Source organism: Dokdonia sp. (assembly GCF_039945015.1).
GTDB lineage: Bacteria > Bacteroidota > Bacteroidia > Flavobacteriales > Flavobacteriaceae > Dokdonia.
Genome location: NZ_JBDUXP010000028.1, coordinates 81,966 through 94,922, shown reverse-complemented (window position 1 = coordinate 94,922; position 12,957 = coordinate 81,966). Strand labels below are relative to the sequence as shown.

Below are 12,957 nucleotides of genomic sequence, written 5' to 3'. Positions count from 1 at the left end.
TCAGTTTGAAATTTCAACAGATAATGGAGCAACTTGGATTCCTCAATGTGGTAATTTTACATCAGAAGGAACAAATATCCAACCAGCAGGAGAACCATTATATGATGGAACACAATCTGGATTTGTTCTAGAAGAAATATCTCTTTCAGATTATTTAGGAGAAGAAATTCTTGCAAGATTCCAACTAGTTTCTGATGATCAAGTAAGACGAGATGGTTTTTATTTTGACGACTTAGAATTCTTAGTTGTAAATGATGAAGCATTATCTGTCGAGAACAATCTATTAGAAGGGTTTACATTCTTCCCTAATCCTGTAAAAGATTTCTTAACTATACAAGCGCCTCAAAATGAGTATACAACTACGGTATATAACATACAGGGACAACGTATGACAGAAACAAAGTCACATACAGGAAATGTACAATTAGACTATAGTAATTATGCAAAAGGGATCTATTTTATAAAGATAGCTTCAGAAAACGCTATTAAAACGGTTAAGATTATTAAAGAGTAAGCCTTAACTCACATACATAAAAAAGCCTGACGATGTCAGGCTTTTTTATTTTCTGATATATTCAAAATAGGTACATAAGAGCTACTTTCCATGTACTTATATACCTCATTAATTGAAATACTTTCTATTATTGACAAGCCTTTATGAAAAATATCCCACTTCATTTTAACAGAATACCTCATAATACCATCATTTTTTCATATTTTGCATGATAAATTTATAGTACATGGAAATTACGAGACTTTTTGATTTCCCTTATTACCAATTAGAAAAAAACAATCTTCCTGATGCACTTTGCACAAAGAAGAATGGTGTATGGGAAGCTACTTCAACTCAAGAGTATATAAACAAAGCAAATGCAATAAGTCGTGGGTTATTACGCTTAGGCGTCAAACCCAATGATAAAATTGCTATTATATCAATGACCAATAGAACAGAATGGAATATCTGTGATATAGGAATATTGCAATTAGGAGCTCAAAACGTACCTATTTATCCTACCATATCTATGGAAGATTATTCGTATGTATTAAATCACTCTGAAGCAAAGTACTGTTTTGTATCCTGTACAGAGGTACATGGTAAAGTAGCAGCTATTATGGATCAAGTACCTTCTTTAAAAGGAGTGTATTCTTTTGATGAGCTAGGAAGTTGTGATAATTGGTCTGCTGTTCTTGAATTAGGAGCTGATGAGAGCAATCAAGATGAGGTTGAAAAATTAAAAGATGCAGTAACAACAAATGATCTTGCTACCTTAATATATACCTCAGGAACAACAGGAAGACCTAAAGGTGTGATGTTATCTCATCAAAACATAGTGAGTAATGCGCTAGCCAGTTCACATAGACTTCCTATTCCGCCGTCTAATGTAAGGGCATTAAGTTTTCTTCCTGTATGTCATATTTACGAACGTATGTTGATGTATCTGTATCAATATATGGGAGTATCCATATATTTTGCAGAATCACTTGAAACCATAAGCGATAACCTCAAAGAGGTTAAACCTATTGTTATGACAGCTGTACCTAGATTACTAGAAAAGGTATACGATAAAATTATAGCAAAGGGTGCAGATCTTTCTGGTATTAAGAAAGCACTTTTCTTTTGGGCTGTTGACTTAGGATTACAATACAAACCATATGGGCAAAATGGTTGGTGGTATGAAAAAAAATTAGGACTTGCTCGTAAACTCATATTCTCAAAATGGAAAGAAGGTTTAGGAGGAAACTTACAACTTATTGCTTCTGGTAGCGCTGCATTGCAACCTAGACTTGCCCGTATCTTTAATGCTGCAGAAATGGGTATTATGGAAGGGTATGGACTAACCGAAACCTCACCTGTATGCTCTGTAAATGATATGCGTGATGGAGGTTTCAAAGTAGGAACTGTTGGGAAATTGCTTCCTGGTGTTGAAGTCAAAATTGCTAAAGATGGAGAAATTCTTGTAAAAGGACCTAATGTCATGTTGGGATATTATAAAGATCAAGAAAAAACAGATGAAGTAATTAAAAATGGATACTTCCACACAGGTGATATAGGGGAGATTGATGACGAAGGGTTCTTAAGAATTACAGATCGTAAGAAGGAAATGTTTAAAACTTCTGGCGGAAAATATGTTGCGCCACAGCTTCTAGAAAATCGCTTTAAACAATCTTTATTTATAGAGCAAATTATGGTTGTAGGAGATGGAGAAAAAATGCCAGCAGCATTGGTACAACCAAATTTTGATTTCTTGACAGAATGGGCTAAGAAAAAAGGAATTTCTTATACCGATCATAACGATCTTATTACAAATGAACGTGTATTAAAACGTCTTCAGAAAGAAGTAGATGAGGCCAATGAGACATTTGCCAAATGGGAAAAAGTAAAACAATTCCGTTTAACTCCAGATATTTGGTCTGTAGATGATGGTCACCTCACTCCTACTATGAAAATGAAACGTAAAATAATTAAAGAAAAATATAAACCATTATATAATGATATATATGGTCATACAGAATAAATCATACATACACTCTTATAAAAAAAACGTCATTGATAATCAATGGCGTTTTTTTATACCCAATATGTATATTTTATACGCTTTCGCGAAAGCGTATACACAATAAAAAACTAAAAAAATAGTTTCATAACTATAAAAATAGTTGTTTAACTAAAAAAATCGTTATACATTTGAACTATCAAAATAGATGTACATTTGAACTATCAAAATAGATGTACCTTAAAAAAAGAACATCTCATCAATCAAACTTTAAAATACGTAGATAAAATATAGAGATCTACACAAATTAATCTGGCTATGGAAAAGTTAACAAACAAGGAGGAAGAAGTAATGCATGCGTTATGGCAATTACAAAAAGCTTTTGTAAAAGAAGTTGTAGCAGAGCTGCCAGAAGGAAATCATTACAATACAGTCTCTACAATTATACGTAATCTAGAAGACAAAGGATATGTATCTCATACCGCTTTTGGTAAAACACATCAATACTATCCAGTCGTTACTATAGAGGCATATCGTAAACAGTTTATGCAAACTGCCACCCAAAAGTTTTTTGATAGTTCTTATAAAGAAGTGGTCTCCTTTTTTGCTAAGGAAGAAAAGATTTCTGCTTCTGAGTTAAGAGAGATTTTAGCCATTATAGAAAATAAAGAAAAGTAGTAATAAATATACATTGAGATTTCTGAACACTAGAAAAAATTAAACTCGTATGGAAACATTTATTTACATCACAAAAAGTATTGCTATCCTATCGATATTTTACATTATCTATCGCATAGTTCTACAAAAGGATACTTTTTTTACAGCAAATAGACATTATTTACTGTCTGGTATTATAGCTGCATTAGTTTTACCATTTTTGGAGTACACAAAAACAATCTACCAAGATATCCCTAATATACCTATCACTACAGCTACTGACTCTTATTTTATTCCAGCTACAATAGAAACCATCCCTCATCAAGAATCTATAGCAATAGACTGGTGGCAAGTGTCATTATTATTATATGGAATAGGAATCTTTGTTATGATAACAAGACTTACCATACAACTTGTCTCATTAAATAGGCTCATTAATAAATATCCAAAAACATATAAAGATGGGTACACTTATGTAGAAATTACTGATAAGTCAATGACTCCATTTTCATTTTTCAAAACCATTTGTTATAATCCAAAAGCACACAGTTCTGAAGAGTTAGAAATGATTTTGGCTCACGAAAAAATACATGTAAGTCAGTGGCACACTTTTGATGTTTTACTCACACAATGCGTGCTTGCCATACAATGGCTTAATCCTTTTGCTTGGCTTTACAAAAAAAGTTTAGAACAAAACTTAGAATTTATCGCAGATAATGGCGCAATACAACGCGTCCCTTCTTCTTTAGAATATCAACGTACACTGGTTAAGGTTTCATCAACCATAGCACAACCAGCACTTACTAATAATTTTTATCATTCATTAATCAAAAAACGAATCGTTATGTTAAACAAACAGACGTCAAGCAGACGCAACTTATGGAAGTTAGGCTTAGTCCTTCCTGCGCTAGCAATTTTTATGTACTCTTTTAATATAAAAGAAGTTGTAAAATATCGAGAAGCCAGTAATGAGCTTATTGAGAATAACATCGCTTTTACAGATGTAGATTCCAAAGAAAATAAAAAGTTTTATATCAATACAGAAACAACTGCGTCACAACTAGACGCTATTGAAAACCATTTTACAACATATTATCCTGAAAAGCGTATTAAGTTTGATAATCGTGTATTTCATGAAAATGGACACATTAAACAATTTTCTTTCCAAACAAAATTTCCATCAGAAGAAAGGTTTTATACTCGTTTTGATAGACCAACAATTAATGACGATTGGGCTGGATATCAAATTACGGATACCGATAAGACATCAATACAGGTAAAAGAATTAGGAGATAATGGAGTAACATTTAAGATAACTAAAGAAAAATTAGTCTTCAGCGATAATATTGCAAAACAAAACCCAGTATTTGTTATCAATGATGAAACTTCAGATAGTGACCTTACTACTATAGAAACATTTTTTGAAATGTATTATCCAGATGCTAACATCAAAATTGATAATGTAGAGCGAGATACAAATGGTGCCTTAACACATTATACTGTAAGAACTATTTTTGATGATGCAAAGAATGGTGGCGATAACATATTTGAAAACAACACTCAAAATATCAAAGAAGGTACTTCAATACATTACGAAGAAGGCCCTGCTATTATAGTAAAGCAACTTGGAGATAATGGTTTAGGTCTAAAATCGACTCCTAATGGACTAGAAAGTAGTAATTTGACAACGATTACTGATAACCTTACCTATGAGACTCAGCTACTGCAACAAGCAACACAAAACAATACAAACACTGGATCTGAGAATATACAATCTACAATAACTGGATTACAAGATGCTACCGATAATCTATCTCAAGAAGTAAATGACATAACTAATGTATTGGAATCACAATCAGTTTCTGAAGTGATTAAAGAAAGCAATCTAATTGCTAAAGATGTACGTATTCTGATTACTAAAAACACGTCAGAAAAAGAACTAAAAGCACTGAAAAAAGAGCTAAAAAAAGATCACAACCTAAACTTAAATTATAGTACTAGTAGAAATAGCTCTGATCAAATTACGTCTATCAATATTTCATATTCAGGAAATAATAAAACAGGAACCTATAATATAAGTGGAGACGAGCCTATAGAAGATTTTTACTTCTATATGAAAGAAGATGGGGATTCTGGTTTTTGGTCAGAAAGTCATGAACGACGTTTAAAAGAAAGACGTCTTCATCTTGAAGAGAGAAGAGAAGAGATGCAAGAGCATCGCGAACAAATACTGGAAGAACGTGAAGCCAAAAGAGAAGAACTCATAAGACATAGGGAAGAAATACGCTCTCGTTTGAATAATGAAGGAAAAGAGCTTGAAGAACGTGAAGAAAGACGTGAAGAAATGGAGGAGCTTAAAGAAGAGATGCATATGCAACGTGAAGAAATAAAGGAGCATATGGAAGAGCGTAAAGAAGAAATGAAAATGAGGAAAAAAGAAATGAAGGCGCATATGGCAGAACGCAAAGAAGAGATGAAAAAGCATCAAAAAGAGATGAAAGAACATCGTCGTACGCAAATTAGAATGAGGCAATCTGGCAATTGGGACCATAGTGATTCTGAAAGCATCATGATTACAAAAAACACGACAGATGATCAAATAAAATCTATTACTTCAGAACTTAAATCACAAGGAATTACATTTTCGCTTACTAAAGTAAAACGCAATAGCAAAGGAGAGATTACTAGTTATAAAATGAAATTTAATAACAATAAAGGAACCGAGTCTGTCTCTCAAAAAAAATCAAATAATGACTCTCCTATAGAGACATTACATATCGTTTATAACGACGGAAATATCCAAGTTCACAATTAATAATCATACATAAACTACTTATAAAACCCGCTATTATATTTTTATGAATAGCGGGTTTTAATTTTAATCTATTTATCATGCAAAAAACCATCATGCTCATTTTTGCAATTGTAGTACTATACAGTTGCAAACAAGACACTATTCCCGTAAATGAAACAGAAGCTCAAATAGGATTTAAAGTGCCTAACATCGTTTTTAAGCAACTTTTAAATGATACCGAGACACAATCTAGTTTGTACGATTATACCGAAGATGTGATCATCCTAGACTTTTGGGCTACCTGGTGTGGCCCTTGCATTACATCATTCCCTAAGATGAGTGCACTTCAAGAAGAATTTGGAAAACAACTCAAAATTATTGCTGTTACAGATGAATCACCAGAGCGTATAGAGGCCTTTTTAAAAAACAAACCTCAACAATTCTCTATGGCTATAGACAATGATACATCTATCAATTCATACTTTACACATGTATATATACCACATTATGTTATACTGGATAAGAACAAAGTAGTTAAAGCTATTGTAAATAGTGATTTTATTACAAAAGAAAATATTACAAAACTCATTTCTGGAGAAGAAGTTACTTTCAAAGAAAAAAAAGAAAATATAAACTTTGATCCCAATAAACCATTAGGTACTACAGATAAACCCATTGTATACCAATCTACACTTCTCCCCTACGATCCAAATATGCAAGGCATGACAAATACAGGAAGCCCGTCTAGTAATAGATTATTTACACTCAACACTACTTTTACAGCAATGCTACGTACAGCATATCAATACTCATACAATCGCACAAAGGAAAATTTAAAGCATCCAGAAAAATACACCTTTACAAAAGAAAATAGATATTCATATGAAATGATATATCCTGACCATCTTTATGAGCAACGACTAGAGCTCATGAAAAATGATATCAAAATAGTATCGGGTCTCTCTGCAAAAATTGAAACACAAATAGTTGATGTATATATTCTTCAAAAAATTCCAAATACAAAAATGAATATTCCAGTCTCTACCCAACAACCTAACCCAGACAGGACCATGCGCTATGGAGAAGGTATTACACTTCAAGGAGAACCCATGGAACGTTTACGTGATTATTATGAAGAAGTTATGCGATCTCCAGTAGTTGATGAAACTGGGTATGATAAGGTGTATGATATTGTTGTAAAATGGTATGAGGAAAATCCAGAACAAGGCATAAACGAACTGACTACATATGGATTAGAGTTAAAAAAAGGAAGACGCCCTATAGACTTCTTAATACTATCCGATGAATAAATAATCATTCTATACCTTCAAGCAATAAGTTCTTATATAAAATTTGAAGCAAAATAAATTAGTGGCATTACCTTTGATATATATTTACAAAACTATAACTCATACATAATGATACGCAAAATTTTACCACTTATCTGTTTTACATTTCTTTTATTCTCTTGTGTCGAAGATGACGACAATGTAGACACTGATACTATAGGACAAACCTTTGAAATAAGTAATGTAGACTTTAATACCAATGATGGTTTTCAATCTACCGTAAACGTAGTTGTTCCTAACAACGTTTCTGTTTTTGAATCTGATGTTCCATTAGTCTTTGTTCTAGATCCAGATGCAACTGCTGCAAATGGAGCCGATGTCTTTGAACCATTACCACGTACTTTCTTTTTCAATAATGGAGGATTTGCTCAATATAGATTCAACTTTATTTTTGACGATGCAACAGGAATTTTCGATTTAGATCTTATTTTAGAAAGTGATGATTTTGATGCATTAAGTACTGGTTTTACACAAAACCAAGTATTCAGGATTGTGATTGTCCCTTCAGAATTTACTCAAGCAAATGATACTAGTGATTTAAACGACATCTTATCACAACTTAACTTGGATTAGTACACTATCCATATATATTTAAAAACCGCTTTGATATTTTATCAAAGCGGTTTTTTTTATGTCTAAAGAATTCTTAGAAAGAAATTACAAATGTATTGATCACTTGTAAAAACTAAAATTCACACTCATTTTCTTGTAAAAAATGACACTTTTAGGCATTCATTTTTTACAATTTCTACAGGTAAAAAATTCATCACAAAAGATGAAACTACTGTTTTTAGGGCTTTTAAAGACCAAATCCCCCTAGGATTTTCAAAAACACCTCAAATAGCCCCTACAATTCTTTCAATTCAAAACCATAATTAAAAAATAAACTTACATATATAAACTTCATCGTAGACTGAAATTTAAAATCTAAAATTGATTGCATTTTTTTACTTACAATTTAGCATCCAAATGTATTAAATCATTTAAAAATATTTTGCAACCTCACGTAAACACCACTTCTTTGCTATATCAATCACAAACAACTATTAAAAAACTTTTAAAATCAACTATTATGAAAACGCAAAAAATGACATCAAAAAAGCCTGTAAGCACAAACAAAGTATTGGGAATCTATACTGTATTTATGGTATCTCTCTCTGCAAGCTACATCATCACTACTTGGTTACAACATGTAAACTAAGAAAAGAATCACTTACTCACTAAACGTATTTATTAACCACTAAAACTCGCACTCATGGTACAAATTATTATAGCCGCTCTAGAAGTTATCTTTGGATAACCACATTAAAACCTCTTCGTTCAAGACATATATATTTCTAGAACGTATCTTACTTACTTGATGAATATACTTGGTTACGCTTTTACAAAAGCGTACCAACTCATCTTTAAAATTTCACATTTATCTATTTAAAATCAAAATAGCGACATAGTCGCCTGGGGGAACTACATGCTATTCTGAACATTTATTAACCACTAAAACTCACAACACATGGTACAACTTATTATTTCTGCTTTAGACATTATCTTCGGATAATCACTTGATCTCTTCCGTTCAAGACATAGTATCTCTGGAACGTAGTATTCTTACTCAATGATTCTATTAGAGTACGCTTTCGCGAAAGCGTACCAAAATCATCAATAAAATTTTTCTTTACAAAATATCAAAATAGAGACATTATACATTTGGGGAATTATCTCCTATTTTGAACATAGTGCTGACTAGATCATTGCGTTTTCGACCTAGTCACTATAGACCTCCTTGCTCTTGATCAGACTATAGGAGGTTTTCTATTTTTTATCTTTAGTACCTTTGGTCTCTGTTTGGCATCAAAATTGAAAATTGATAAAAAAATAATCAAATATTATGAAGTATCTCTACACGACAATATTTTCTATATTACTTATAGTAAGTTGTTCTTCTGTAAAGAAAACAACCTCTTCCCTATTAAGCGGAGATTATGATCGAGCTATAAAAACCTCTGTAGACAAACTTCGTAAAAGCCCTACAAAAAAAAATAGACGATCTCATACGTTACTTTTAGAAGAAGCCTTTGCAAAGGCAACTCAAAGAGATCTCGACCGTATTACTTTCCTCAAAAAAGAAGGGAATCCAGATCAAATAGAAGAAGTGTACCAATTATATAAAACACTTCATAATAGGCAAGAAAAGATCAAACCATTACTCCCTTTACAATTAAACGAAGAAGGGCGTAATGCTGTTTTTAAACTCACAAATTATGACAATGATATCATTGCATCAAAAAAAGAAGTAACCGATTATCTATATACACAAATCACTGCTAGTTTTGCTATAGCTAGTACAAAAGTAGATTTTAGAAAAATACATGCAGATTTAGAATATCTAGGTGAAATCACACCTAATCATAAAAATGTACCTCTCTTACGTCAAGAAGCTCACATAAGAGGAACAGATTATATAGAAGTCGCTTTATATAATGACACCAATATAATAATCCCAAGAAGGTTGCAAGATGATCTTTTAGATTTTTCTACCTATGGACTTAATAACTTCTGGAGAGTATATCACAGTACACCTCAACCGGATGTTACCTATGATTATGTGATGGATGTATCATTACGAGAAATTAATATCTCCCCAGAACGCATTAAGGAACGAGAAGTACAAAAAGAGAAAAAGATAAAAGACGGTACTGAGTATTTAAAAGACGAAGATGGAAATTTTGTAAAAGACGAAGATGGTAAAAAAATCAAAGTAGATAAATATATCACGGTATACTGTGATTATTATGAATTCTTACAATCCAAAGCAGTAAACATTGTAGGTCAAGTGCGTTATAATGCGATTGCTACAGGTCAAGTTATTGAGTCATTCCCGTTGGTAAGCGAGTATATCTTTGAGCACTATTACGCTACTTATGATGGAGACAAAAGAGCCTTAGACTCAAAACTGCTTAAATACACACGTAATAGAGCTGTTCCTTTTCCTTCTAATGAGCAAATGGTATACGATGTGGGAGAAGATCTTAAAAGCAGATTAAAATCAATTATCGTCAACTCTAATCTTTAAAAAAGATATAATAGCATAAAAATGAGATTGAATTCATCAAGTAAAAAAACAAATAAAAATGAATTTATTTTTTTAAATTTAGAATTCAACCTCATTAAATATTAACTATAATAAACTAAAAGACTTTATTTCTTTAAGATTATTTTTTTGTGAATTATACTTCCATTAGCTAATTCTATAGTAACATTATAAACCCCAGTTGCTTCTTTAGAAATATCTACTTGAATATTATTTTCTTTAATGTCTAAATTTCCTACAGCTCTTCCCGATGCTATGTTGTAAACTTGAGCACTTGCTATTTCTAAATTCTTATCTACTTCAATTATAAATTTACCAGAAGTTGGATTAGGAAAAACACGAATACTATCCTCCAATAAAGAACCATCTATGTTTTTTTCTTTTAATTCATCGGGGAATTCAAATAAAGTATCTAGTTTTCTTTTCGTAGAAATAACGCCTGTTTTTTCTTCATCAACACTATCATTCCTATTGGACCATTCGCCTATACAGAAATCAAAACATTTTGAACATCTAGTGCCATCTGGTAATCTTACATTTAAACAAAAAGTATAACTTGCTGGCATTGCTAAATAACTAATAAAAGGGCCGCTGTAAACATTTACTCCATTTTTTATAATAGTCATACTAGATGAAGAACCTGCTGGAATTCCTGTTGGTAATATAGATACTCCTGTAGCGCCAGAACTCTGTTCACTTAATTGTAAACTGAAACCAATTTCGTCACATGGATCAGAAACTTGGCAAATTCTTAAATCTCGTAATGTAAACTCTACTACTGGAAAAGTAGGTGAATAAGGATGAATCCATAAATTGTCAAAGTTATCAGAAGCTGTAAATGTATACGTGTATATACTCGTACTTGGCGGAGCGGTTCCATTCCAGTTCTCGTTAGCAATTACATCACTTGGAGAAGGCAAAGCTGGTAATGCGGCTCCTCCATTTGGAACAAAAGCTCCTAAAACATTCCCTTGAGTTGCTGCTACTCTAAAATAAGCGCTGGCATTTGCTGCTCCACCTCCTCTAACTACAGTAGTACCTTCAAAGGAAATACAATACTCTTGCCCAGCCACAAAGTTATAGGATTGGTAATTAATTCCTTCACCTACACCGCTTGCAGACCACATCCAAACACTACCTGTATTTACTGATGGCGAACCGTGTGAGGTCTGCCAATCTGGATGTGCGTTGTTGTAATTTGTTTCAGGAGTAAAATTCATGTCTACATCGACACAGTCTCCCTCGCATTGTGAGTATCCAGACATGGATACTAGAAATGCAAATACTAAAAAAAGGATTGATTTTTTCATATTCATAAAATATTAGTTAGAATCCCTACTCTTTTATTGTAGGCTTTTCGGGTATCGCCTTATATCTATAAGGGTCATATTATATGATTCATTACCCGAAAATTTCAAATAATTTCACATTAACTATCAATAAATCAGATAATTACGTGAATACCGTAATATATTAAGACTATTAGGTTTCGATTATAAATACTAATGATTTACTTGACTTATATATCGATTATTTAGTAGTTATCCCTAGCTATAATATTAAATAACAGCCATCACCGATAATTCTATAAATCATAATCAAGTCACTCCTTTACGCTCTAATACAATGAATTCTTAGACGCTTTGGCAATTTATCAAACTAATAATAGGAGATACTAGCTGGACAAATGCGCTACACATCATAAAACACATGATTAGGTCATTAAATCCTTCGACTAGTTAACGAATCGGATATGTATTTGAACCATTTGATGGAGATAAAAGAGTCTTAGAAGATGATTTATTACGATATATCCGCAATAGAGCAGTTCCATTTCCTTCTAATGAGCAAATGGTATATGATGTTGGAGAAGATTTTAAAAGCAGATTAAAATCAATTATAATTTCTAAAAATATTCTATTTAATTACTATAAAAAAGAGAGGCTCCTTTATTTTAAAGGAGCCTCTCTTTTTTTATATTTAGTTTATGTTATAGAAACTGATGTAACGTAGGAATGTTTACACCTCCGTGGCTATCTGAATATACAGCCGTTCCATTTTTTATAACAATCATTTGCGGACTTTGATGAATTACTTGAAAACGAACAGCAACCTCATTAGACACCTCACGATATGCTTTTAAATCTAAGTAATAAATATCCATTTGATTTGCATCTATATCATAGGTAGACTCTATCTGTCTTAAAACCATTCGGCTTATACCACAGGTAGTAGAATGCTTATAAATAGCAACTGGTTTTGCTTTTGAATCCTTTATAATTTTAGTAAGTTGGCTTACATCCGTAAGACGTTGCCAAGGAATTTCTGGTTTAGGTGCTTTAGGTTCTTTTTCACCAGATCCAAATAATCCATTAAATATTCCCATATCTGTTTTTTTTTTACAAAAATAGTCGTTTGTTACTTAGTAAGCTTTCGCGAAAGCAAAAAAAACATTTTATCATATAAGTATCTTAAATATATCATCTGATTAAAACACATACCTTACCGCCAAAAAGTCACTAAAAACAAGGCTCTACGCGACATTTTGTCTTACATTTAGTATTGGAATAACTA

Annotated in this window: 10 protein-coding genes; 8 read left to right on the top strand and 2 right to left on the bottom strand. The window is 32.2% G+C overall.

What is annotated here, in order from left to right; genetic code table 11:
* The 8 genes from ABJD27_RS19700 to ABJD27_RS19665 all read left to right on the top strand — a co-directional run.
* Positions 1-514, top strand: a 514-nt coding sequence (locus tag ABJD27_RS19700; protein ID WP_348173501.1) for a T9SS type A sorting domain-containing protein, incomplete at its 5' end; no start/stop codon positions are given.
* Positions 515-740: 226 nt separating this feature from the next.
* Positions 741-2,516: an AMP-dependent synthetase/ligase gene (locus tag ABJD27_RS19695; protein ID WP_348173503.1), complete on the top strand. Its 1,776-nt coding sequence runs from the start codon at positions 741-743 to the stop codon at positions 2,514-2,516.
* 297 nt (positions 2,517-2,813) lie between these two features.
* Positions 2,814-3,173 (top strand): BlaI/MecI/CopY family transcriptional regulator, encoded by a 360-nt coding sequence (locus tag ABJD27_RS19690; RefSeq protein ID WP_348173505.1) that lies wholly within the window; start codon positions 2,814-2,816, stop codon positions 3,171-3,173.
* Positions 3,174-3,222: 49 nt separating this feature from the next.
* Complete coding sequence (locus ABJD27_RS19685; RefSeq protein WP_348173507.1) at positions 3,223-5,967, top strand: M56 family metallopeptidase; 2,745 nt, start codon at positions 3,223-3,225, stop codon at positions 5,965-5,967.
* Between the two features lie 77 nt (positions 5,968-6,044).
* A complete protein-coding gene (locus ABJD27_RS19680; protein ID WP_348173509.1) occupies positions 6,045-7,256 on the top strand; it encodes a redoxin domain-containing protein in 1,212 nt (403 codons plus the stop codon).
* 108 nt (positions 7,257-7,364) lie between these two features.
* Positions 7,365-7,868: a hypothetical protein gene (locus tag ABJD27_RS19675; RefSeq protein WP_348173511.1), complete on the top strand. Its 504-nt coding sequence runs from the start codon at positions 7,365-7,367 to the stop codon at positions 7,866-7,868.
* 499 nt (positions 7,869-8,367) lie between these two features.
* Positions 8,368-8,496, top strand: a complete 129-nt coding sequence (locus ABJD27_RS19670; RefSeq protein WP_348173513.1) for a hypothetical protein — start codon at positions 8,368-8,370, stop codon at positions 8,494-8,496.
* 684 nt (positions 8,497-9,180) lie between these two features.
* Entirely contained in the window at positions 9,181-10,365 is a 1,185-nt protein-coding gene (locus ABJD27_RS19665) for a hypothetical protein (protein WP_348173515.1), read from the top strand.
* Positions 10,366-10,490: 125 nt separating this feature from the next.
* On the opposite strand, the gene ABJD27_RS19660 is transcribed toward ABJD27_RS19665, so the two are convergent.
* On the bottom strand, positions 10,491-11,693 hold the full coding sequence (locus ABJD27_RS19660) for a T9SS type A sorting domain-containing protein (RefSeq protein WP_348173517.1): 1,203 nt from the start codon (positions 11,691-11,693) through the stop codon (positions 10,491-10,493).
* Positions 11,694-12,373: 680 nt separating this feature from the next.
* Positions 12,374-12,769 carry a bacillithiol system redox-active protein YtxJ gene (ytxJ, locus tag ABJD27_RS19655; protein ID WP_348173519.1) on the bottom strand — a complete coding sequence of 132 codons (396 nt, stop codon included), beginning with the start codon at positions 12,767-12,769 and terminating at the stop codon, positions 12,374-12,376.
* Positions 12,770-12,957: the final 188 nt, after the last annotated feature.

Bases quoted from the DNA above. Each gene is read 5' to 3' on its own strand.
- ABJD27_RS19665 (WP_348173515.1), top strand. From the start codon at position 9,181: ATGAAGTATCTCTACACGACAATATTTTCTATATTACTTATAGTAAGT.
- ABJD27_RS19670 (WP_348173513.1), top strand. From the start codon at position 8,368: ATGAAAACGCAAAAAATGACATCAAAAAAGCCTGTAAGCACAAACAAA.
- ABJD27_RS19695 (WP_348173503.1), top strand. From the start codon at position 741: ATGGAAATTACGAGACTTTTTGATTTCCCTTATTACCAATTAGAAAAA.
- ABJD27_RS19690 (WP_348173505.1), top strand. From the start codon at position 2,814: ATGGAAAAGTTAACAAACAAGGAGGAAGAAGTAATGCATGCGTTATGG.
- ABJD27_RS19685 (WP_348173507.1), top strand. From the start codon at position 3,223: ATGGAAACATTTATTTACATCACAAAAAGTATTGCTATCCTATCGATA.
- ABJD27_RS19680 (WP_348173509.1), top strand. From the start codon at position 6,045: ATGCAAAAAACCATCATGCTCATTTTTGCAATTGTAGTACTATACAGT.
- ABJD27_RS19675 (WP_348173511.1), top strand. From the start codon at position 7,365: ATGATACGCAAAATTTTACCACTTATCTGTTTTACATTTCTTTTATTC.
- ytxJ (WP_348173519.1), bottom strand. From the start codon at position 12,769: ATGGGAATATTTAATGGATTATTTGGATCTGGTGAAAAAGAACCTAAA.
- ABJD27_RS19660 (WP_348173517.1), bottom strand. From the start codon at position 11,693: ATGAAAAAATCAATCCTTTTTTTAGTATTTGCATTTCTAGTATCCATG.